Annotated in this window: 17 protein-coding genes; 10 read left to right on the forward strand and 7 right to left on the reverse strand. The window is 67.8% G+C overall.

Going from position 1 to position 21,456, the window contains the following annotated elements:
- Window positions 1–146: 146 nt before the first annotated feature.
- Together AC07Y4_RS14310 and AC07Y4_RS14315 are read left to right on the forward strand one after the other, a co-directional pair.
- Entirely contained in the window at window positions 147–416 is a 270-nt protein-coding gene (locus AC07Y4_RS14310; protein ID WP_495274748.1) for a hypothetical protein, read from the forward strand.
- 4 nt (window positions 417–420) lie between these two features.
- The gene (locus tag AC07Y4_RS14315; protein WP_354342231.1) at window positions 421–891 is read left to right on the forward strand and encodes a hypothetical protein; all 471 of its coding nucleotides are present in this window, start codon (window positions 421–423) and stop codon (window positions 889–891) included.
- Window positions 892–947: 56 nt separating this feature from the next.
- Here the strand turns inward: AC07Y4_RS14315 and AC07Y4_RS14320 are convergent, their stop codons facing one another.
- The 4 genes from AC07Y4_RS14320 to AC07Y4_RS14335 are packed head-to-tail and all read right to left on the reverse strand — an operon-like array spanning window position 948 to window position 8,437.
- The gene (locus AC07Y4_RS14320) at window positions 948–1,793 is read right to left on the reverse strand and encodes a fumarylacetoacetate hydrolase family protein (RefSeq protein ID WP_495274749.1); all 846 of its coding nucleotides are present in this window, start codon (window positions 1,791–1,793) and stop codon (window positions 948–950) included.
- Between the two features lie 29 nt (window positions 1,794–1,822).
- The gene (locus AC07Y4_RS14325; protein WP_159272954.1) at window positions 1,823–2,854 is read right to left on the reverse strand and encodes a TRAP transporter substrate-binding protein; all 1,032 of its coding nucleotides are present in this window, start codon (window positions 2,852–2,854) and stop codon (window positions 1,823–1,825) included.
- A 38-nt stretch (window positions 2,855–2,892) separates the two neighbouring features.
- Window positions 2,893–3,645: a 2-amino-5-chloromuconate deaminase CnbZ gene (gene cnbZ, locus AC07Y4_RS14330; RefSeq protein ID WP_495269970.1), complete on the reverse strand. Its 753-nt coding sequence runs from the start codon at window positions 3,643–3,645 to the stop codon at window positions 2,893–2,895.
- 55 nt (window positions 3,646–3,700) lie between these two features.
- On the reverse strand, window positions 3,701–8,437 hold the full coding sequence (locus AC07Y4_RS14335; RefSeq protein WP_495274750.1) for an Ig-like domain-containing protein: 4,737 nt from the start codon (window positions 8,435–8,437) through the stop codon (window positions 3,701–3,703).
- Between the two features lie 228 nt (window positions 8,438–8,665).
- Between AC07Y4_RS14335 and AC07Y4_RS14340 the strand changes: the two genes are divergently transcribed.
- From AC07Y4_RS14340 to AC07Y4_RS14375, 8 genes are read left to right on the forward strand one after another with little or no spacing between them, the layout of a single operon-like run.
- Window positions 8,666–10,246: an ABC transporter substrate-binding protein gene (locus tag AC07Y4_RS14340; protein WP_495274751.1), complete on the forward strand. Its 1,581-nt coding sequence runs from the start codon at window positions 8,666–8,668 to the stop codon at window positions 10,244–10,246.
- A 9-nt stretch (window positions 10,247–10,255) separates the two neighbouring features.
- Complete coding sequence (locus tag AC07Y4_RS14345) at window positions 10,256–11,197, forward strand: ABC transporter permease (RefSeq protein WP_495274752.1); 942 nt, start codon at window positions 10,256–10,258, stop codon at window positions 11,195–11,197.
- Window positions 11,198–11,200: 3 nt separating this feature from the next.
- A complete protein-coding gene (locus AC07Y4_RS14350) occupies window positions 11,201–12,040 on the forward strand; it encodes an ABC transporter permease (RefSeq protein ID WP_095951032.1) in 840 nt (279 codons plus the stop codon).
- Window positions 12,040–13,077, forward strand: coding sequence for an ABC transporter ATP-binding protein (locus AC07Y4_RS14355; protein WP_495274753.1), 1,038 nt, complete (start codon window positions 12,040–12,042; stop codon window positions 13,075–13,077). Before AC07Y4_RS14350 ends, AC07Y4_RS14355 begins: the two co-directional genes overlap by 1 nt.
- Complete coding sequence (locus AC07Y4_RS14360; protein WP_495274754.1) at window positions 13,077–14,075, forward strand: ABC transporter ATP-binding protein; 999 nt, start codon at window positions 13,077–13,079, stop codon at window positions 14,073–14,075. The genes AC07Y4_RS14355 and AC07Y4_RS14360 overlap by 1 nt, the downstream gene beginning before the upstream one ends.
- Complete coding sequence (locus AC07Y4_RS14365) at window positions 14,072–15,379, forward strand: alanine racemase (RefSeq protein WP_495274755.1); 1,308 nt, start codon at window positions 14,072–14,074, stop codon at window positions 15,377–15,379. Before AC07Y4_RS14360 ends, AC07Y4_RS14365 begins: the two co-directional genes overlap by 4 nt.
- A gap of 20 nt (window positions 15,380–15,399) precedes the next feature.
- On the forward strand, window positions 15,400–16,884 hold the full coding sequence (locus tag AC07Y4_RS14370; RefSeq protein WP_495274756.1) for an N-acyl-D-amino-acid deacylase family protein: 1,485 nt from the start codon (window positions 15,400–15,402) through the stop codon (window positions 16,882–16,884).
- A 42-nt stretch (window positions 16,885–16,926) separates the two neighbouring features.
- The gene (locus AC07Y4_RS14375) at window positions 16,927–17,886 is read left to right on the forward strand and encodes a LysR family transcriptional regulator (protein ID WP_495274757.1); all 960 of its coding nucleotides are present in this window, start codon (window positions 16,927–16,929) and stop codon (window positions 17,884–17,886) included.
- Window positions 17,887–17,919: 33 nt separating this feature from the next.
- Here the strand turns inward: AC07Y4_RS14375 and AC07Y4_RS14380 are convergent, their stop codons facing one another.
- The 3 genes from AC07Y4_RS14380 to AC07Y4_RS14390 are packed head-to-tail and all read right to left on the reverse strand — an operon-like array spanning window position 17,920 to window position 21,417.
- Window positions 17,920–19,362, reverse strand: coding sequence for an aldehyde dehydrogenase family protein (locus AC07Y4_RS14380; RefSeq protein ID WP_495274758.1), 1,443 nt, complete (start codon window positions 19,360–19,362; stop codon window positions 17,920–17,922).
- Between the two features lie 18 nt (window positions 19,363–19,380).
- Window positions 19,381–20,577 carry an ABC transporter ATP-binding protein gene (locus tag AC07Y4_RS14385; protein WP_493195778.1) on the reverse strand — a complete coding sequence of 399 codons (1,197 nt, stop codon included), beginning with the start codon at window positions 20,575–20,577 and terminating at the stop codon, window positions 19,381–19,383.
- Window positions 20,578–20,613: 36 nt separating this feature from the next.
- The gene (locus AC07Y4_RS14390) at window positions 20,614–21,417 is read right to left on the reverse strand and encodes an SDR family oxidoreductase (RefSeq protein ID WP_495274759.1); all 804 of its coding nucleotides are present in this window, start codon (window positions 21,415–21,417) and stop codon (window positions 20,614–20,616) included.
- Window positions 21,418–21,456: the final 39 nt, after the last annotated feature.

Raw genomic sequence — 21,456 nt, forward strand, 5'->3', positions numbered from 1 at the left:
TCGTGTAGGCCCTGCTTCCGGCCACCCAGACAAACCCCATGTCAGCCGAAAGTTCATCTTGAATTCGGGGGCGGATACGTCATCTGGCGAATGGCAGCCCGCGAAGGGCGCTGTTACTCTGGAACAAGAAAAAAGAGAGGTCCGCCATGCTCACCATCCTTCAGAAAGCCGTGATCCTCGGGAAGGCCGGCGTCGACGTCCCGGCCCGTCCGGCGGACGACCTGTCGACGCCGATGGCCACCGGCTCGCCGGTCAAGGCGGAAGGCGTGTCGCAGAAGGCGCACGAATGGGCGCGGGCCGTCGAGACCCTGTACGTCAGCTACGTTGCGGCGCGCGCCGCGAAGAGCCTGCGCGACGCCGAAGAGGCGCGGCAGTCGGCCATGCTGCGGCAACTGTCGGCCGCGGTGCAGGCCTGACACCATGGGACTGTTCGATTTCCTGAAGAAGAAAAAGCAGCCGGAAGCAGACATGCCGTCGACGCTCGAGGCCGGCATGGCCTCGCAGGCGGAAGACTTCATCGGCGCCTTCTCGCAACCCGGCGCGCCCATCGACAGCGCGGCGCTCGACTACTCCGAAGCCTCGCTGGTCCTGGTCGACCAGGTGCTCGAAGACTTCTTCCAGCAGCAGGCGCCCTTGCCCGACGACCTGCACTTCCTGGCGTCGGCCTACGTGTTCGAAACCGCACGCCGCGAGTTCGGCGGACGCTACCTGCGCGGCGACGACGACAACCCCTTCGTCCTCGTGATCGGCCCCGACAGCGCACAGGTCGGCGTCTGCGCCATGGCCAAGGTGCGCGGGCGCGCCGTCAACGGGCCGGAAGACAGCCTGGCGTTCTTCTACGCCGGCATTGCGCCCGTGGTGCAGCGCGGCGTGAGCGCCACGCTGGTCTGACACAGCGGCAGCAGCGGGCGCCTCACGGCCCGCTGCCGCCCCCTGCCACCTCCCCTTCAGTCGAACTGCGTGGCAACCTGCCGCTGAGTGCCCAACCCTTCGATGCCCAGCGTGACGACATCGCCGCCCTTCAGGTAGACCGGCGGCTTGAACCCCATGCCCACGCCGGGCGGGGTTCCGGTGGAAATGATGTCCCCCGGGCGCAGGCTCATGAACTGCGAGAGGTACGCGATCAGGTAGCGCACGCCGTAGACCATGGTGGCCGTGGAGCCGCTCTGGCGTCGCACGCCGTTGACCTCCAGCCACATGTCCAGCTGCTGCGGGTCGGGCACTTCATCGGGTGTCACGAGCCAGGGCCCGATCGGTCCGAAGGTGTCGGCCGACTTGCCCTTGGTCCACTGGCCCTGGCGTTCGGTTTGAAAGGCGCGTTCCGACACGTCGTTGATCAGGCAATAGCCCGCGACGTGGTCCATCGCATCCGCTTCGCTGACGTACTTCGCGGTCTTGCCGATCACCACGCCCAGCTCCACCTCCCAATCGGTCTTGGTGGAACCGCGCGGAATCTCCAGCACGTCGTTCGGTCCGCCGATCGCCGAGGTGGCCTTCAAAAAAACGATGGGCTCGGGCGGTACCGTGGCGCCCGTCTCGGCCGCGTGGTCCGAGTAGTTGAGCCCGATGCAGATGAACTTGCCCGAGCCGGCCACGCAGGCGCCGATCCGTGGGGCGCCTTCCACCAGCGGAAGGCTCTGCGGGTCCAGCGCGGCGAGGCGCGCCAGGCCGGCGGGCAACAGCACCTCGTGGGCGATGTCGTTCACGTGCGTGGAGAGGTCGCGCAAGCGGCCTTCTGCGTCGAGCATCGCCGGCTTTTCCTGGCCGACGGCCCCGTAACGCAACAGTTTCATTCGTCATTCCTTGGTGGTTGGTTGGCTGGCTATCTGGCGGCGCTGCCGCGTGCCTTGCCGAGTTCGGAGAACAGTTCCTGGGTCAGTGCCGGATCGATCTGTTTGACATGCTTGTCCGTGACCGGCGCGAGCTTCTCGCGCAGGCGCTCGCGCTCGGCGGCGGGGAACTCGGTCAACACCATGCCCTGGCCCTTCAGGAACTCGGCGGCCCTGGCGTTCACGTCGCGGTTGGCGGCGCGCTGGAAGGGCTGCGTCTCCCGGGCCGCATCGAGAAGGATCTTGCGTTCGTCGTCCGACAGCTGCTCCCACCGCTTCTTGCTGAACAGCAGCACGACGGGGTTGAACACATGCCGCGTGTTGGAGCCGTACTTCTGGATCTCGTAGTACTTCGAGGCTTCCACCAGCGAGTACGGATTTTCCTGGCCGTCGACGGCCTTCTGCTCCAGCGCGGTGTAGACCTCGGGCAGCGGCAGCGGCGACGGGTTGGCGCCCAGCGCGCGGAAGGCATCGATCATCACGGGGATCTGCATCACGCGCAGCTTCAGGCCCTGCAGGTCTTCCATCTTCGCCACCGGCCGCCGGCTGTTGGTGACGTTGCGAAAGCCGTGCTCGAAGTAGGTGAGGCCGATCAGCCCCTTCTCGGGCAGCTTGTCCAGCAGCTTGCGGCCGACCGGGCCATCGAGCACGAAGTCGGCTTCCTTCTCGTTGTTGAACAGGAACGGCAGGTCGAACAGCGAGAACTCCCGGGCCATGCCCGAGAGCAGGCCCGGGATCGCCATCGTCATTTCCACCGTGCCGCCCTGCAGCGAGGCGATGACCGAGGCATCGCCGCCCAGCACGCCCGAAGGAAAGAGCTTCACCTTCATCTTGCCGCCGCTCTTCTTCTCGACGATCTCCGAGAAGCGCTGCGCCCCCATGCCCTGCGGATGCTCCTTCTGGTTCACGAAGGCGAACTTGAAGGTGCGCTCCTGGATGTTCTGCGCAGCGGCGAGGCCGGCCGCCAGGAACGCGCTCAGGACGAGGCAGGTGGCGGCCAGGCGATGCGGCAATTTCTTGGGCATGGGCATCTCGGTGAGAAGGTGTGGCGACCCGCGCGCGATCAGACCGCGACGCGTTCGAACTGGACGCTGCGGCAGTCCATCTCGTACTCGAGATCGACCACGGGCGGGCGGTTGTAGTGCCAGGTCAGCCCGTGCCGCGCCGCACCGCGCTTGACGATCTCGTCGGCGATGAAGGGATGGATGTCGTGCACCGTGTACAGCTGCGAGCCCGTGGTGCTGGCCCAGGTGAAGCCCAGCGACGCCAGGCGGCGCTCCATTTCGTCGAGCACCCACTGCGCCTTCTTCAGGATGGCGGGCGGCGAGGTGTCGCCCAGGCGCACGGCGTGGTCGCGGTAGTGCCCCTTGCCTTCCGGCGCTTCGGCGCTGCCGGCCACCACGAACGACGCCGCCGCCTCGGCGTCGGGCACGGTGTAGCTGAAGGCATGGAACGAGGGTTCCGACGGCGGCGACACCGCGGGGCACACGTTGCTTCGCGCCACCGGATTCAGGTCGCCGATGAAGATCCCCCATTCCTTCAACGTGCCCACGTAGAGGTTGTTGAACTCGACGAAGCCCTGTTCGGTGAACGGTGCCGGGGACCGCAGTTCGCACGCGCAGAAGGCGGCCAGCGGACGCGAGGCCTCCTCCAGGATTTCCTTGATGCGCCGAAAGCCCTGCTTCAGGGGCAGGGGCTCCAGGAACCGCACGCGCTCGATGCGAAACCCAGGTTCGGCGGCCACGCCAGCCGAGTACTGCTGGACGCCCGGAATGAACCGATAGCCGCCTGGGAGGGAGAGTTGGAGTGCCGACACGTGATTTCCTTTTTGGAGAGAGCGAGAGAAAAAGAGAGAGAACGGGCAGAGGAGCTCAGGGAATCTGGCTCCAGCGCTGGTTGGCCCCGCCATGGCAGGCGTAGGTGGACAGCGCCGTGCCCTGCGTGGTGGTCGAGCCCGGCACATCGAGGCACGCGCCGGAAGACACCCGGTTGCGCAGCGTCGCCCCGACCACGCTCCACTGCGTGGCCGCGCCCGCCGTGCACGCCAGCTGCACCACCGGGCCGCCGCCGGCGTTGGTGTTGCCCTGCGCCAGGCACAGGCCGCTGTGCTTCGCGACGAACTGGCTGTAGCCGCCGCTGCTGTTGACGGTGAAGGTCTCGTTGGCGCCGTTGCCGCAGGCCCACTGCACCACCGTGGCGCCGCTGGCCGTCGAGCCGCCCGACACGTTGACGCACAGGTTGTTGCTCTCCGAGCGGATGCGCGTGTCGATCGCCGGTGCGGTGTCGAACGACTTCACGTACTCGCCCAGCGCCAGCAGGTCGGCCGCCGGCAGGCCCGAGGCATTGCCGTGGCCGCCCGCGAGCACGTCCTGCAGCGTGGCCTTCTGGCCGTTGTGGAAGAAGCTCGGGTTGCTCCAGGTGCCGTAGAGCGTCGGTGTGTCGAAGCCCACGCCGGCCAGCGGCTGGTTGCTGCCCTTGCCCGACGACAGTTGGATGGTGCCCACGTCGTGCCGCAGCCCGTCGCGCAGGCTGCCGGCCGTGTGGCAGGTCGCGCACTGGGCCGTGTTGAACACGGTCTGGCCGCGCACCGCGTCCACGCTGAGGTTGCCGTCCGCCGCGCGAGCCGGGCTGCGCATGTACTTGTTCAGCGAGTTCAGGTAGGCCGCGAGATCGTCGAGCTGCGCGTTGCGGCCGGCCTTGGGCACGCCGAGCGGGTCGCCCGTGGCCGAGAAGTCGGCGTTGGTCAGGAAGCCCGTGCCGCCGAACTCGTTGCGGATGTCGTGCTCGAAGTCCTGCACCTCGTCGAAGTTGGCGGTCCAGTGCAGCTTGCCGTGGCCCGTGCCGCGCCGTCCCTGCAGGCTGATGGTGCGGCGCAGGCCCTCGCCGCGCTGGGTGAAGTCCCACACCATGCCGTCGTCGCTGCCATCGGCATGACAGCTCGCGCAGGACATGTAGTTGTTCATGCTCATGCGCCGGTCGGACGCGTTGTAGAACACCTGCTTGCCGCGCAGCGCCGCGGCGGCCATCGGCTCCTGCGCGACCGTGGTGATGTTCTGCAGGAAGGCCGGAGCGGCCGACTCCGAGGACAGCACCTGCGCCACGTCGTGCACCGACACCGAGCGCGCCAGGAAGTTGTTGACGTACAGGCGCTTCCGCGCCGCATCGAGGTACAGGCCGTGCGGCGCGCTGCTGGCGTTGATCTCGCCGCGCACCGAGCGGTTGTAGGCATCGACGATGGCGATGCGGTTGCCTTCCATCTGCGCCACGAAGATGTAGTCGCCCGCCGGCGAGTACAGCGCGGCGCGCGCGGGGGCCCGGTCGTTGAAGTCGAGCTGTTCGCTGAACACTTCCGCGGCCGTCTGCAGGTTCACCTGCGACAGGATGGAGCGCACCGTCTTGTCGTGCTCCAGCGGCAGGCCGTCGCGGAAGGTGCCGCGCACGATGTTGTCCTTCTTCGAAGGCAGGAGCGCACGCGCGCCGTCGGGCGAGATCACCACCTGGCTCAGGTAGTTGGGCACGCCGCGCGAAGCGGCCTCGGTGTCGACCGTGGTCGTGTCGACCGCCAGCGCGATCGGGGTGGCGGCGCTGAAGCTCTGCAGGTTCACCTTGTGCAGTTGCCCGCCCGTCATCTTCGACTTGAAGCGCGTCACGTAGGCCGATTGCGAGCTCGCATCGACCGCGATGCCGCGCACGCTGCCTTCCAGGGCGAGCGTGCCGGTGGCAGCACCGGTCGTCGGGTCGAAGCTGACCAGCGCCGACTTGCTTTCCAGCGTCAGCAGGCCCTTCGCGCCATTGGGCGTGAAGACGACGCCATACGGGCCGCTGCCGTAGGCCAGCGGCACCGTCGTCGACAGCGTGCCGTCGGCGGCGTTGAGCGCCACCAGCTTGTCCTCGCCCTGCACCGTCACCCAGATGCGGCCGTCCGGCCCCACGGCCAGCGTCTTCGGCTCATCGCCCACGCGCACTTCCCAGCGCTTGGCGAAGGTCTGCGCGTCGATGGCCGCCACCGTGCCGCTGTCGGGGTTCACCGAATACACCGTGTTTGCATCGCCCGCGATGTTGGTCGTGTGCGTCGGCGCCGCCGCCGTGACAGGTGCGATCACCGTGAGGTTGTAGGTGTAGAAGGTCTCCTGGCCGTTCGCGGCCTTGACCGTCAGCGTCACGGTGTAGTGGCCGGGGCTGCTGTAGGTGTGCGTGACGCCGGGTTGCGAGGCGTACGCGCTCTGCGTGCCGTCGCCGAAGTTCCAGCGGAACTGCGCGCCGGTGGCGCCCAGCGTGGCCGGGTTGAAGTTCAGCTGGCCGTTGACGATCTTCGGTGCGCCCACGATGCCGGGATCGCCGATCACGGCCTGCGCCCGCAGCGCGGCCACGTCGGTGTCGCCGAGCACGCGGCCGTACACGCGCACCTCGGCCAGCGTGCCCTTGAAGAGTGCGGCGTTGCCCTGGATCTGCCCCAGCAGCTGGAACTTGGTCGACAGGCCCTTGGTGCCGGTCGGCCCGGTCGAGGTGGTCTTCACGCCGTCGACATACACCGCCTGCGCGCCCGAGGCCGCGTCGCGCGTGAGCACCACGTGGTGCCAGTTGCCGTCGTTCACGGCGCTTTGCGAGCGCGTGCCCGCGTGGTCGCCCACCGACAGCTTGATGTTGCCGGTGCTGTCGAGCCAGCCCCAGAACACGTCGTCGACGCCCGGCGACTGGTCGCGCCCGAAGATGCCGGGCGCGGTCCACGAGTTCGCACCGCCGGCCTGCGTGGTCTTCATGTAGAAGCTCAGCGAGGCGGTGCCGCCCAGCGTGGTGGACACGCTGTCGTTCTTCAGTTGCACGCCCGTGGTGCGGTTGGCGAAGTTCAGGCCGATGCTCTCGAAGGCATCGCCGGTGGCGGGCGTGCCGTTGTTGGCGCTGATCTGGTCGCCCAGGTTGCCCGTCAGCGCCCAGTGGTGCATCAGGTTGATGTCGTTGGCGTTGCCGGTGTTGAAGGTGGAGCGGTAGTCGGCCGCAATGGCATTGCCCGCATAGTCCTTCAGGCCGTTGGCGGGCAGGAACACCTCGTAGGCGGTGCCCGGCTGCAGCGGCTGGGCGGGGTGGAAATTGACGATGCCCAGCTGCACGCTGTAGGTGCCCGCCAGCGTGTTGCCGCCCACCGGGCGCACGATGAAGGTGTTGGCGTTCACGCTCTCGGGCCGGATGCTGTCGGTCATGCCCAGGCCGATGCGCGAGGTGAGGGCCTGCTGCTTCGCACCGTTCACGGGCGAGACCTGCTTCACTTCGGGCTTGGTGGTGTCGGGGTCCACCGCATGCACGATGAAGCCGCTGCCCGAGCCGTGGTCGTTGCCGACATAGATCAGGTTGCCGAACGGCGACACCTGGCCATGGTCGGAGCTCGAGAAATCGGGATGCGTCGTTGCGAACAGTCCGCCGCGCCCGACCTCGACGTGATTGAGCGGGTTGCTCACATCGACCTTGTGGATGTAGTTCTGCGCGCCCTGGAACACGAAGTTGTCCTGCGTGCTGCAGTACAGCTGCTGGTTGATCACCAGCCGGTTGTCCTCGGCCACGAAGCGCGACCGGTCGCTCAGGTCGTAGCCGTACATCTTGCCGCCGCTCTCCTGTGCGGAGGCGTAGACCTTCTTGCCGTCGAAGCAGGTGGAGTAGTAGCTGGCGGTGGACCCGGAGACGGTGTCGAGCACCTTGGGATTCAGCGGGTCCGAGATGTCCAGGCTGGCGAAGCCGCTGGTGTTGGTCATGGACGTCAGCACCATGTGGTTGCCCATGGTGAAGATCGGCCCCACGCGAAAGCCGCCGAGCTCGCCCGTCGGGATCGGGTTGGGCTTGCCGGCGCCACGGTTCGCGAGCACTGCGTTCGCGGGGTCGGTGGCGTCGATGACGAACACGCCCTGCTCCGCCGCCGCCACGTACAGGTAGGGCGCCTGCCACCACAGCTGCCAGCTCACGTTGTTGTAGTCGCCCTTGTTGACGTTGGGCAGCACCAGCTTCTTCACTTGCTTGACGTCGTTGATGTCGGTGAAGTCCCAGAACTCCACGCCGAAGACGCTGGGCACGGCGACGTACTGCTTGCCGCCGATGCTGGCGATGCCGATGGAGTGCGGCTCCCTCAGTTCCTTGGTGCGGCCGTCCGGCTCGTAGATGCGCTTGACGAGCCGCAGGTTGCGCGGATCGGAGACGTCGTAGAGCAGGAAGCCACCGGGGCCCAGGCCGCCGTCGGGCGTGAACGTCGTCAGGAAGTAGCCGTTGATCATGAGGCCCACGTTCTGGCCGTAGTGGTACTTGGTGTACCCGGCGGTGGGGTGCGTCACGCTGCCCCCGGGGATCTTCGGCACGTCGGCGCCGGTGCCTGCGCCGACGCCGGTGTCGACCTCCTCCTTGATCATCGAGATGGGCTTGAACAGCTCGGCCTGCGTGTAGGTCAGGTTGCCCAGTCCGGGTCCTTGCAGCGGCAAGGGATCGGCCACCAGGTCAGCGGCCGCGGAGGCCATGCTGGTGGCGGCCTTCCTGATCGTGTCCAGGGGGTTCACCCCGGTGATCGCCGCATGCGTCAGCAGCGCACAGCCGAACAGAAAACCTACCGCAAGAACTTTCTTGGTGCTCATTTTCATCCTCGCAAATTCGATCGGACGCCATCTTTCGGTGGGAAAAGATTCGACCGGAATCTAGCAGCGGATGCGTGCGCGAACGGCATTGAATTTCGAAGGGAGAGTTCGAATATTTAGATCATTGCTCAGGGTAAATGGTGATGTTTTGGCATAGGTTGTGCTTCAAAGTTCGGGCCTGAAAAAAGTGAATTCATTGCCCACCGATCGCCCATGAAGGAACACCCCATGTCTCACGCCGGTCTTGTTGTCCAGCGCCTGCCTCGCCTGTCCAAGCGCAGCCTGCTGGGCGCTTCGCTGCTCGCGGTGCTGTGCACCACGCTGCCCCACCATGAAGCGCACGCGCAGGGCCCGCGCAACTTCGCCACGCTGGCGATGGTGGCCGAGCCGCAGACGCTCGACCCGATGGCCTCCACGGCCGACCTGGTCGGAACCATCATGCAGCACGTGTACGAGACGCTCTACACCTTCGACGCCAAGTGGAACGTGGTGCCGATGCTGGCCGAGGGCATGCCCAAGATCTCGGCTGACGGCAAGACCTACGCCATCACGCTGCGCAAGGGCGTGGCGCTGCACAACGGGCGCGAGCTCACGGCCGACGACGTGGTCGCCAGCCTGCAGCGCTGGATGGACCAGTCGCCGCGCGGCAAGGCCGTGGGCAAGGAGATCGAGAGCCTCAAGGCCAAGGGCCCGCTGGGCGTGGAGATCGTGCTGAAGGCGCCGTATGCACCGCTGCTGTCGCAGCTGGCGCTGCCCAGCAATGGCACCGCCGCGATGATGGCCAAGGAATCGATGGCCTCGCCGCTCAAGGACTTCGTCGGCACCGGCCCCTACAAGTTCAAGGAGCGCCGTCCCGACCAGTTCGTGCTGCTCACGCGCTTCGACAAGTACAGCCCACGCAAGGAACCTGCGAGCGGCTACGGAGGCAAGCGCGAAGCGGTCATCGAAGAACTGCGCTTCGTGCCCGTGCCCAACGCCAGCACGCGCGTCGAAGGTGCACTCGCGGGCCAGTACGACTTTGCCGACCTGCTGCCGGTGGAAGCGCTGCCGCGCCTGGAGAAGGCCAGTGGCAAGACGCTGCCGATCATCACGCCCGCTTTCGGTTTTCCGCTGGTGGTCTTCAACACCAAGGAAGGTCCGCTCGCCAGCCAGGCCGTGCGCCAAGCCCTGCAGACGGCGATGGGCCAGGGCGAGATGCTCGCGGCCGGCTTCGGCGACACGCGCTTCTTCACCGCGGAAGCAAACCACTTTCCCAAGAGTTCGCCGTTCTACTCGGCGGCGGGCACCGACCAGTACAACCAGCGCAACGCCACCAAGGCGAAAGACGCCGCGGCCAAGGCCGGCTACAAGGGCGAGCCGATCCGCGTGCTCACCAGCCGCCAGTACGACTTCCACTACAACATGTCGCTCTTGATGGCCGAGCAGCTCAAGCGCGCCGGCTTCAAGGTCGACCTCAACGTGGTCGACTGGGCCACGCTCACCCAGCGCCGCAACGACCCGCGGCTGTGGGAGATCTTCATCACCCATTCGGGGCTGTTCCCCGAGCCCATGCTGTCGCCACCGCAACTGGGCGACGGTGCACCAGGCTGGTGGGACTCGCCCGCCAAGAAGGCCTCGCTCAGCGCCTTCAACACCGAGAGCGATCCGGCCAAACGCGGCGCACTGTGGGGCAAGGTGCAGCAGGTGGTGTACGACGAGGTGCCCTACATCAGCGTCGGCAAGTTCAACGCCCTCTCGGCCAAGAGCCCGGCACTGGACAACTACCAACCCACGAACTGGCCCTTCTTCTGGAATGTGAAGATCAAGTAGGAGACGCGCTTGTTCCGTTTCATTGCCTCGCGCTTCGCCGGCATGCTCATCGTGCTCGCGCTGGTGGCCGTGCTGGTCTTCGTGCTCACGCGCGCCGCCTCGGGCGACCCCATCTCCGTGCTGCTGGGCGACCAGGCCACCGCTGCCGACATCGCCCGCGTTCAGAAGGACTACGGCCTGGACAAACCCCTGCCCGTGCAGTTCGGCTACTGGCTGCGTGAAGTGCTGCAGGGCAACCTGGGCACCTCGATCTTCCTGCAGCGCCCGGTCACGCAGGCGCTGTGGGAGCGCGCCGAGCCCACCACCTTGCTCGCGCTGCTGGCCGTGGCCATCGCCGCGCTCATCGGCGTGCCCTGCGGCATCGTCTCGGCCGTGTTCCGCGGCCGCGTGGTCGACCAGTTCTTCACCGGCATCGCGATGCTGGGCGCCAGCATCCCCAGCTTCTGGCTGGGCATCGTGCTGATCCAGATCTTCGCGGTGTCGTTCGGGTGGTTCCCGGTGTCGGGCTACGGCGCGCCCGATGCACCGTTTGCCGAGAGATTGCACGCGCTGGTGCTGCCGGCCACCGTGCTGGGCCTGCTGAACTCCGCGCTCATCATCCGCTTCACGCGCGCTTCGATGCTCGACGTGCTCGGCGAAGACTACGTGCGCACCGCACGCTCCAAGGGGCTGAGCGAGGGCACCGTGGTGCTCAAGCACGCGCTGCGCAACGCGCTGGTGCCCATCGTCACGGTGATCGGCCTCACGGTCGCGCTGATGATCGGCGGCGCCGTCATCACCGAGACCGTGTTCGGCCTGCCCGGCGTGGGCAACCTCGTGGTCAACGCCGTGCTGCGGCGCGACTATCCGGTCATTCAAGGGGCGCTGCTCGTGATTGCCGCGATCTACGTGCTCATCAATTTCTCGATCGACCTGCTGTACGCCGTCGTCGATCCGCGCGTGAAGGTCTGAACGATGCGCATGCCTCGAATGCTCCGCCAGCTGATGCACCGCCGCATCGTGATGGTGTCCGCCCTGGTGCTGCTGGTGATCGCCGTGCTCGCGGTTGGTGCGCCATTGTTTGCCTCGGCCGACCCCAACGACACAGCGGTGCTCCAGCGCCTGAAGGCGCCCAGCGCCGAACACCTGCTCGGCACCGACGAACTCGGGCGCGATATGTATTCGCGCATCGTGCATGGCGCACGCTACTCGCTCGCGATCGCCGCGCTCACGGCGCTGGGTGCAGTCATCGCCGGCACCGTGCTGGGTTTGATGGCGGGCTTCTTCCGTCGCCTCGACGCACCGCTGATGCGCGTGGTCGACGCCATGATGTCCTTCCCCGACATCCTGCTAGCCATCGCGCTGGTGGCCATCCTCGGGCCGTCGCTGATGAATACCGTGCTCGCGCTGGTGCTGGTCTACACACCGCGTGTCGCACGCGTGGTGAGGGCCTCGACGCTGGTGGTGCGCGAGCTGCTCTTCGTCGAAGCCGTGCGGGCTTTGGGTGTGCGCACCTCGCGCATCCTGTGGCGCCACATCCTGCCGAACCTGATGTCGCCGATCCTGGTGCAGGTGTCGTTCATCTTCGCCTACGCCATCCTGGCCGAGGCGGGCCTGTCGTTCCTGGGCGTGGGCGTGCCGCCCGAGATTCCGACCTGGGGCACCATGGTCGCGGGCAGCCAGCAGTACGCGCACCAGGCCTTCTGGGTCGTGCTGTTCCCGGGCCTGGCGATCATCTTCACGGCGCTGTCGCTGCAATTGCTCGGCGACGGTGTGCGCGACTTGCTCGACCCCAAGCTCAAGAAGACCTCGTGATGCAAAAAGTCAATCAGACCCCACGCCTCACGGTCACCAACCTGAGCACCAGCTTCCCCACCGAAGACGGCCTCGTGCGCTCGGTGGCCGATGTGAGCTTTGCCATTCAACCCGGCAAGACCACCGCACTGGTGGGCGAATCGGGCTCGGGCAAGTCGGTCACCAGCCTCACGCTGATGCGCCTGCTGCCCAAGACCGCCAACGCGCAGGTCAGCGGCAGCGCCTCTTTCGTCACGCGCGAAGGCAAGACACTCGACCTGCTGCAGATCGGCGAACGCGAGATGCGCTCGCTGCGCGGCAACCAGCTGTCGATGATCTTCCAGGAGCCCATGACCAGCCTGAACCCGGTGTTCACCATCGGCGAGCAGATTGCCGAGAGCGTGCGCCTGCACAAGGGGCTCGATCGCAAGGCCGCGCTGGCCCATGCGCTGCGCATGCTGGAGCTGGTCGAGATTCCCGCGGCTGCCCAACGCATCCACGAGTACCCGCACCAGCTGTCGGGCGGCATGCGCCAGCGCGTGATGATCGCGCTGGCCATGGCCTGCGACCCGACGCTCTTGATCGCCGACGAGCCCACCACCGCGCTGGACGTGACCATCCAGGCGCAGATCCTCGAACTCATGCGTCGGCTGCAGGCCGAGACCGGCATGAGCATCCTGTTCATCACGCACAACCTGGGCGTGGTGGCGCACCATGCCGACGACGTGGTGGTCATGTACTCGGGCCGCGTGGTCGAGCGTGCGCCGGTGCGGCCGCTGTTCGCGCAGCCCGAGCATCCGTACACGCAGGGCTTGTTGGCCTGCCTGCCGGGCAAGGCGCGCCAGCCCGGCCAGCCCAAGCCCAAGCGGCTGTTCGCCATTCGCGGGCAGGTGTCGAGCCCACTCGCCCCACCACCCGGTTGCGCCTTCGAGCCGCGCTGCGACCAGGCGCTGCCCGAATGCCGAAGCGCGATGCCGCCCCTGATCGACATTCGGCAGGACCGCCAGGCCCGCTGCGTGCGCGTGCAGCCCGACCAACCGCTCGCGAGGGCTGCATGATGACCACCGCTGTTTCTTCTTCCTCGCCCCTCATCGAAGTCCGCGGCCTCAAGAAATACTTCGGCAGCAGCGAGCGCCCGGTGCGCGCAGTCGATGACGTGTCCTTCGCGATCCACCCCGGCGAGACGCTGGGCCTGGTCGGTGAGTCGGGCTCGGGCAAGAGCACCATCGGACGCACCGTGCTGCGCCTGGTGGAGCGCACCGAGGGCCAGGTGCTGTACCGCGGCGACGACATCGGCGATCTTTCGGGCGAGCGCATGCGCAAGCTGCGCAGCAAGCTGCAGATCATCTTCCAGGACCCGTACGCCAGCCTGAACCCGAAGATGCGCATCAGCGCCATCCTGGGCGAGGCGCTGTCCACGCACGGCCTGCACAAGGGCGCAGCCGCGCGCGACAAGCGCATCGCCGAGCTGCTCGAAACCGTGGGCCTGCGCCCCGAGCACGCCAGCCGCTTCCCGCACGAGTTCTCGGGCGGCCAGCGCCAGCGCATCGGCGTGGCGCGCGCGCTGGCCGTGGAGCCCGAGTTCATCGTGGCCGACGAGCCGCTGTCGGCCCTCGACGTGTCCATTCAATCGCAGGTCATCAATCTGCTGGCGGACCTGCGCGAGCGGCTGGGCCTGACCATGCTCTTCATCTCGCACGACCTCGACGTGGTCGAGTACCTGTGCGACCGCGTGGTGGTGCTGTACCTGGGCAAGGTGATGGAAGTGGCGACCACCGAGGAGCTGTTCGCGAACCCCTCGCACCCCTACACCCAGGCGCTGCTGGCGGCGAGCCCGAAGCCCGACCCCGAGATGGCCACCGAGCGCATCGCCTTGAAGGGCGATATTCCCAGCCCGATCTCGCCGCCCTCGGGCTGCGTGTTCCGCACGCGCTGCCCGCATGCCATCGAGGCCTGTGCGCAGACGGTGCCGCCGCTCGAGGAGATTTCCACAGGACACTACAGCGCCTGCATCCGCAAAGAACTGCTCTCCAACACCGCCGTTGCACGACCATGACCGACATTTCTTCCTCGACACACGATTTCATCGACCCGCTGCTGAGCGACCGTTTCAAGGGCTACCCGCGCACCCAGCCGCCGCGCCTGCGCAGTGAAGTCGGCGCCGCCGGCTGGAATGTGCTGGCCGGCGACCTGCCGCTGCCGCTGGCCGTGCTCAAGCGCGAGGCGCTGGAACACAACCTGGCCTGGATGCAATCGCGCGTGCGCGAATGGGGCATCGACCTCGCACCGCACGGCAAGACCACCATGTCGCCGCAGCTGTTCCAGCGCCAGTTGGACGCCGGCGCCTGGGGCCTGACCTTTGCCACCGTCACGCAGCTGGCCGTGGGCGTGGCGGCCGGCGCGCGCCGCACGCTGATCGCCAACCAGGTGGTGAGCGACGAAGACCTCGCAGGCATCCAGCTGCTGCTGGCCGACCATGCGGACCTGCGTGTGGTGTTCCTGATCGATTCGATCGCGCAGCTGGCGTTGATCGAAGACTGGTCGAAGCGCCATCCTGCGAGCGTGCCCTTCGAGGTCATGCTCGAGATCGGCATCGACGGCGGGCGTACCGGTTGCCGCACGCATGCGGAAGCGGTCGCCGTGGCCAGTGCAGTGCGTGCCAGCAGCGCCGCGAAGCTGGTGGGCATCGAGAGCTACGAAGGCCTGAATGCCACCGGGTCCACCGAACAGGACACCGCCTTCGCCAAGGCCCTGATGGACCGGATCGAAGCCGTCGCGCGTCACTGCGACACGCAGCAACTCTTCGAGACCGACGAGGTGCTGGTCTCGGCCGGTGGCTCGGCGATCTTCGACCTCGTGGCCGGACGCCTGAAGCCTGCGCTGGGCTCGCCGGTGCGCGGCCTGCTGCGCTCGGGCTGCTATGTCACGCACGACCATGGCTTCTACAAGCGCATGGTGAATGTGGCGGATGAGCGCATGGGTTGCGAGTGCGGCGAAGGGCTGACGCCGGCGATGGAGGTCTGGGCCAACGTGCAGTCGCGGCCCGAGCCCGGCCTGGCGATCCTTTCAGTCGGCAAGCGCGACGTCTCCTTCGACATGTCGATGCCCATTCCCATTGCGCTCGCAGCACGCGGTGCATTGCAGTCGCACGCTGTGCCCACCAGCTGGAAAGTCACGGCACTGAACGACCAGCACGCCTACCTGCGCTGGGACGCGAACGACGAAGCGCAGGCACCGGTCGTTGGCGACCGCGTGGGCCTGGGCATCTCGCACCCTTGCACCACCTTCGACAAATGGCACTGGATGCCCGTGGTCGAGAACGACTACCGCGTGAGCGATGCGGTCGTGATCCATTTCTGAGCAAGGCAACGCTTCCCTCCATGAACACACAGAAGAACAGCGCGACGCTGCTCGAAGCCGGCCTCGTGGTTGACGGCTCGGGCGGCCCTTCGTGGCCCGGCGACGTGTTGTTGCAGGGCGACCGCATCCTGGCGCTGGGCGACGGCCTGCGCACGCGCCTGCCCGAGGGGTTGAACATCGCCGACGTCGACGTGGTCGACTGCCGCGGCAAGGTGATCGCGCCCGGCTTCATCGACGCGCACACGCACGACGACGCCATCGTGCTGCGCGACCCGCTGTGCCTGCCCAAGGTGTCTCAGGGCATCACCACCGTGGCCACGGGCAACTGCGGCATCTCGCTGGCGCCGTACCGCACGCCGCAATCGAGGCCGCCGCTCACGCTGCTGGGCGCCGACTCGTTCAAGCACGCGACCATGGCCGAATATCGCGCCGCGGTCGATGCGACGCAGCCTGCGCTCAACGTGGCCGCGCTCGTGGGCCACACCACGCTGCGCTTCGCGGCCATGCAGACGCTCGACCGCCCGGCGAACGGCGATGAACTGGCACACATGGCCGCGCTGCTCGACGACTGCATGGCCGCAGGCGCGCACGGCTTGTCATCGGGCCTGTTCTACGAAGAGGCCTTTGCTGCGCCGGCCGAAGAAGTCACCGCACTCGCGCGCGTCGTGGCGCGCCATGGGGGCGTCTACGCCACGCACCTGCGCAGCGAGATGCAGCAGATCATCGAAGCGATGCACGAGGCCGGCGACTCGGCGTTCGAGGCCGGCGTGCCCTTGATCATCTCGCACCACAAATGCGCAAGCCCCGCCAACTGGGGCCGCACCAAGGAGACGCTGCCGCTGATCGACGCCCTGTCGCAGCGCCAGGAGATCGCGATGGACGTCTACCCCTACGTGGCCGGCTCCACCGTGCTGCGCGAGGACATGGTGGACGGCGTCATCGACGTGCTGCTGACCTGGTCCGAGCCCCACCCGGAGATGACCGGGCGCCTCATCGCCGACATCGCGCGCGAGTGGGGCACCACCGAGAAGGAGGCCAGCCTGCGCCTGAAACCCGGCGGTGCGTGCTATTTCCTGATGCAGGAAGAAGACGTGGAGCGCGTCATCGCCCATCCGCGCAGCATGATCGGCAGCGACGGCCTGCCGCACGACCGCCATCCGCACCCGCGCCTGTGGGGCGCGTTCCCGCGCGTGTTCGCGCGCTACTGGCGCCAGCGCAAGCTCTTCACGCTGGAGCAGGCGGTGCACAAGATGACGGGCATGACGGCGCGCAATCTGCGCATCGCCGATCGCGGCCTGCTGCGCGTCGGCACGATGGCCGACGTGGTGGTGTTCGACCCCGAGACCATCACCGACACCGCCACCTACGACCAGCCGCTGGGCGTGAGCGAAGGGATCGAACGGGTGTTCGTGAACGGTGTGCTCGCGTACCGCGGTGCGAGCGAGGCGCGGGTGCTCGCGCGCGCAGGGCGCATGCTGACACGACAGCCACGCGCCGCGAACTGAGCGTCGCCGCGCCCCTTCCCCGCCATCCCGTAGAGTGCACGCATGATCGAATCCACCACCCTTCGGTACTTCTACGAGGTCGCGGCCTGTGGCTCCGTGCGCGTGGCGGCGGAAAAGCTCTTCGTGGCCCAGAGTGCCGTGAGCCGGCAGATCGCGCTGCTGGAAGACGAACTGGGCGTGCCCGTCTTCGAGCGCCATGCACGGGGCATGGCGCTGACCGCGGCCGGCGAACTGCTGCTGCGCTATGCGCAGGACAACAAGACGCAGCTGGCCGACCTGAAGGGCCAGATCCACGAGTACGAGACGCTGGCCAAGGGGCACGTGCGGGTGGGGTGCGTGGAGGGCATCCTGCACGGCCTGCTCACGAGCTTCATGCCGAGCTTCATCCGCACGCACCCGGGCATCACCTTCTCGCTCGATCTCATGGGCTCGCATGCGGTGGGCGAGTCGGTGGCGGAGCACAAGTACGACCTGGGCATCCTGTTCGGCGCCTCGCCGCGCCCCGACCTCATCGAACTGCAGAAGATCGAGCAGCCGCTGTGCGTGATCGCTTCGACGCAGCATCCCCTGGCGCAACAGCGCAGCTGCACGCTCGCGGAAGTCGCCGACGCGCCCCTGGCGCTGCCCGACCGCTCCTTCGGCCTGCGCCAGCTGGTCGACCGCGTCAGCTCCAAGGGCAAGTTCAAGCTGAACATCGCGGTCGAGACGAATTCGCTGTCCTTTGCGAGCCGGCTGGTCGCGGAGTCGGACCTCATCACCTTCCAGCCGAGCGACGTGGTCGCGCCGCTGATCGAGGCCGGCAAGGTGGTGGCCATTCCGCTCACCGATGCGTCGCTGCGCTCGGCGCGCGCCACGCTGGTCGCGAGCTATTCCCGGCGGCTGTCGCTTGCGGCGAATCACCTGTCGCAGTCGCTGATCGCCTACATGCAAGGGTGGCAGCGGCCCGTGAAGCCGGGGCGTGCCACCGCCGCTCGCACGCCCGCCAGGGGAAAGCCGGAGTAGTCCCCGCGCGCGGGATCGTCGTCATCGAAGGGCTCAACCCGGCAGCGTGACCGTGATCATCTTGATCTCGGTCATCGCCTCCAGCGTGTGCATGCCGCCCAGCCGGCCGATGCCGCTCTTCTTGCCGGAACCGCCGCCGAAGGGAAGGTGGATTTCCCACCAGGTGGTGCCCGCGTTGATGTTGACGATGCCGGCGGGAATCGCCTTGGCCATGGCGATGCCGCGGCCGATGTCTTGTGTGAAGACGCCCACCGAGAGGCCGTAGTCGTTCTGCAGGGCCATCTCTAAGGCCTGCGCTTCGTCCTGAAAGGCGACGACCGGCACGACGGGGCCGAAGGTTTCTTCCCGGCACAGCCGCATGTCGGGCGTGACGTCGCGCACCACGGTGGGCTCGAAGAAGAGGTCGCTGCCCAGGTCCGGCCGCGCCCGGCCGCCGCACAGCACGCGCGCACCCTGTTCAACAGCATCGTCCACATGCGCGCGCACCTTGGCCGCCACCTTGGCGTTGTTGAGCGGCCCCATGGTCGTGGCGAGATGCAGGGGGTTGCCCAGCACCTGCTCCGCAGCCTTGGCGACCAGCTTGTCGCAGAGGCGGTCGATCACGCTGGCATGGGCCAGCACGCACCCTGTCGCCGCGCACACCTGCCCGGCATTGAAGAACGCACCGCCTGCCGCTGCAGCGGCTGCCGCATCGAGGTCGGCGTCTTCGAAAACGATCAGGGGCCCATTGCCTCCAAGCTCGAGCAGCAGGGGCTTTCCGGCGCCTCGCTCGGCGATGCGCTGGCCCGTCGCGGTGCTGCCGGTGAAGGCGATGGCGGTCACGTCCGGGTGCACCACCACCGCATCGCCCACGGTCGCGCCCTCGCCGATCACCAGGTTGACGACGCCGGCGGGCAGGCCGGCCTTTTCGATGACTGCCATGAGCGCGCAGGCCACGAGCGCGGTGGACGGCGCGGGCACCCAGACGAGGGTGTTGCCGGTGGCGATGCCGGGGGCGATGTATTCCACCGGGATGTTGACCGGGAAGTTCCAGGGCGTGATGACGCCGTACACGCCGCGCGGCTGCCGCAGCGTCATGACGAGCTTGCCCGGGTCTTCCGCCGGCAGCGTCTTGCCGCCCATCTGCTTGACGAGTTCGGCGGCGAGCCGGAAGCCGTCGGCGGCCTTGGCGACTTCGCCGAGCGCCTCGGCCAGGACCTTGCCCTGCTCGCACGACAGCGTGTGCGCGAGGGCCTCCCGCGCGGCATCGATCTCGGCCGCGATCGCCATGCACATCGCGGCGCGCTCGAACACAGGCGTGGTGGCCCACGCGTTGGCCGCGGCCTTGGCGGCGGCGACCGCCGCGTCCGCCGTCTCGCGGCCCGACCGGGGCACGGTGGCGATGCTGTCGCCGTTGGCCGGGTTGACCACGGGCAGGGTGTCGAGGTTGGTCGACCAGCGCCCGCCGATGAAATTGCCCGTTTCGACTTCGGACATGCAGTGGTTGCGCATGGCCTAGCCGTACGAATACGCGATCGACGCGGCATGGCGCTGGCCGTCACTGCCGCCGGCACGCGCGTCCACGCTGGACGCGGACGGCCTGTACCCGGCCGGCGCCGGGGCTGCAACGCCCACATGGCGCTCGGTCTGCGCATCGAAGCAATGGGTCGATGCGGCCTCGCGGACCTGCAGGTGCACGAGGTCGCCGGGCTTGAGGGCCACGCGGTCGTGCACGGACACGCACCAGGGCGTCTCGCTGCCCGCCACGGTGCCGTAGATCTGCGTCTTGTCGCCCGTCGATTCCGTGAGGATCACACGCAACGCCAGGCCTTCCGGGGCCAGCTGCAGGTGCTCGGGCCGCAGCCCCAGCAGCACGTGCTGCCCATCGGCCAGCAGCGGCGTGCACCCGGACGTGGGCAGGTCCCAGGCCTGCCCGTCGGGCAGCGCCAGCCAGGTGCGGCCGTGTGCGCGATGCACCTGTCCCTGCGTGAAGTTCATGGCGGGCGAGCCGATGAAGCCCGCCACGAAGCGGTTGACCGGGCGGTCGTAGAGCTCGAGCGGCGCACCGACCTGTTCCACCCGGCCCGCGCGCATCACGACGATGCGGTCGGCCATGGTCATGGCTTCCACTTGGTCGTGCGTGACGTAGACCATGGTGTTGCCCAGGCGCTGGTGCAGGGCCTTGATCTCGGCGCGCATCTGCACGCGCAACTGCGCGTCCAGGTTGGACAGCGGCTCGTCGAAGAGGAACAGCGCGGGCTCGCGCACCACGGCGCGGCCCATGGCGACGCGCTGGCGCTGTCCGCCCGAGAGCGCGCGCGGCAGGCGGTCCAGGTAGGGCGTGAGGTTGAGCAGGCTGGCGGCCTTTTCGATGCGCGGGCGGAAGTCGCTTTCGGCCTCGCCGCGCGTGCGCGGGCCGAAGGCGATGTTCTCGTAGACCGACAGGTGCGGGTAGAGCGCATAGCTCTGGAACACCATCGAGATGTTGCGCTTTTGCGGCGACAGGTCGTTGGCCCGTGCGCCGCCGATGCGCAGCTCGCCGCCGCTGATGGGCTCCAGCCCCGCGATCATGCGCAGCAGCGTCGACTTGCCGCAGCCCGAAGGGCCGACGAGCACGACGAACTCGCCGTGGGCAATGTCCAGGTCGATGCCGTGCACGACGGGCACGCCGGCGAAATCCTTGCGCAGTTGCTTGAGTTGAACCTGAGCCATGGGGTCTCCTTGTCTTTGTGGAAGTGAGTCGCTGGCTCAGTAGTCTTCGACGGTGATCTCGCGGGCCATCGGAAGGATGCCCGCCATGAGGCCCGCGTCCACCGGCAACGCCACGCCCGTGATGACGCGCGCGGCGGGCGACGCCAGGAACAGCACGGCATCGGCGACGTCGTCGGGTGTCGCGAAGTCGCCCAGCGGGTACCACTTCTTCAGTTGCTCGAACACCTGCGGGTTCTTGTCGGCGCGCGCCTGCCAGGCGGGCGTCTTGACGGTGCCCGGCAGCACGATGTTGGCGCGGATGCCGTAGGCGCCCAGCTCCATGGCGAGCGACCGGGTGTAGCTGACCAGGGCGGCCTTGGCCGCGCTGTAGGCCGGGTGGCCGAGCGTGGTCAACGCGTTGACCGAGCCGATGAGCACCAACTGCCCGCTGCGGCGCTCGACCATGACGTGGCGCACCGCCTCCACGCAATGGAACGCGCCATTCAGATTGAGCTGGATGTCGGCCTGCCAGTCCTGCGGCGTGGTCTTGCGCACCGTCGGCCCGCGCGCGGCGCCCACGTTCGACACCAGCACATCCACCGGGCCGACAGCCGCAACGGCCGTGGCCACCTTGTCGCACAGGCCTGCGCAGTCGGTGACGTCCGCCACCAAAGGATGCAGCCGCGCCAGATCGTCGGCACTCACGCCCTGCCCGGCCAACACGGCCGCCAAGCCTTCCAGCGCGCCCGCGTCGTGGTCCAGCGCGATCAGCCGGTCGCCGGCTTGCAGCACGCGGCGGCACAGGGCCTGGCCGATGCCGCCCGCGGCGCCCGTGACCAGCGTCACGCGCCGGGACGGCACGTGGGGATGAACAGGAGACGGAGTCGAAATTGATGTGTC

Source organism: Variovorax sp. GW460-12-1-14-LB1, assembly GCF_059423605.1.

Bases quoted from the DNA above. Each gene is read 5' to 3' on its own strand.
- AC07Y4_RS14350 (WP_095951032.1), top strand. From the start codon at position 11,201: ATGCGCATGCCTCGAATGCTCCGCCAGCTGATGCACCGCCGCATCGTG.
- AC07Y4_RS14365 (WP_495274755.1), top strand. From the start codon at position 14,072: ATGACCGACATTTCTTCCTCGACACACGATTTCATCGACCCGCTGCTG.
- AC07Y4_RS14340 (WP_495274751.1), top strand. From the start codon at position 8,666: ATGTCTCACGCCGGTCTTGTTGTCCAGCGCCTGCCTCGCCTGTCCAAG.
- AC07Y4_RS14310 (WP_495274748.1), top strand. From the start codon at position 147: ATGCTCACCATCCTTCAGAAAGCCGTGATCCTCGGGAAGGCCGGCGTC.
- AC07Y4_RS14355 (WP_495274753.1), top strand. From the start codon at position 12,040: ATGCAAAAAGTCAATCAGACCCCACGCCTCACGGTCACCAACCTGAGC.
- AC07Y4_RS14360 (WP_495274754.1), top strand. From the start codon at position 13,077: ATGACCACCGCTGTTTCTTCTTCCTCGCCCCTCATCGAAGTCCGCGGC.
- AC07Y4_RS14380 (WP_495274758.1), bottom strand. From the start codon at position 19,362: ATGTCCGAAGTCGAAACGGGCAATTTCATCGGCGGGCGCTGGTCGACC.
- AC07Y4_RS14385 (WP_493195778.1), bottom strand. From the start codon at position 20,577: ATGGCTCAGGTTCAACTCAAGCAACTGCGCAAGGATTTCGCCGGCGTG.
- AC07Y4_RS14325 (WP_159272954.1), bottom strand. From the start codon at position 2,854: ATGCCCAAGAAATTGCCGCATCGCCTGGCCGCCACCTGCCTCGTCCTG.
- AC07Y4_RS14335 (WP_495274750.1), bottom strand. From the start codon at position 8,437: ATGAGCACCAAGAAAGTTCTTGCGGTAGGTTTTCTGTTCGGCTGTGCG.
- AC07Y4_RS14315 (WP_354342231.1), top strand. From the start codon at position 421: ATGGGACTGTTCGATTTCCTGAAGAAGAAAAAGCAGCCGGAAGCAGAC.
- AC07Y4_RS14375 (WP_495274757.1), top strand. From the start codon at position 16,927: ATGATCGAATCCACCACCCTTCGGTACTTCTACGAGGTCGCGGCCTGT.
- AC07Y4_RS14320 (WP_495274749.1), bottom strand. From the start codon at position 1,793: ATGAAACTGTTGCGTTACGGGGCCGTCGGCCAGGAAAAGCCGGCGATG.
- AC07Y4_RS14370 (WP_495274756.1), top strand. From the start codon at position 15,400: ATGAACACACAGAAGAACAGCGCGACGCTGCTCGAAGCCGGCCTCGTG.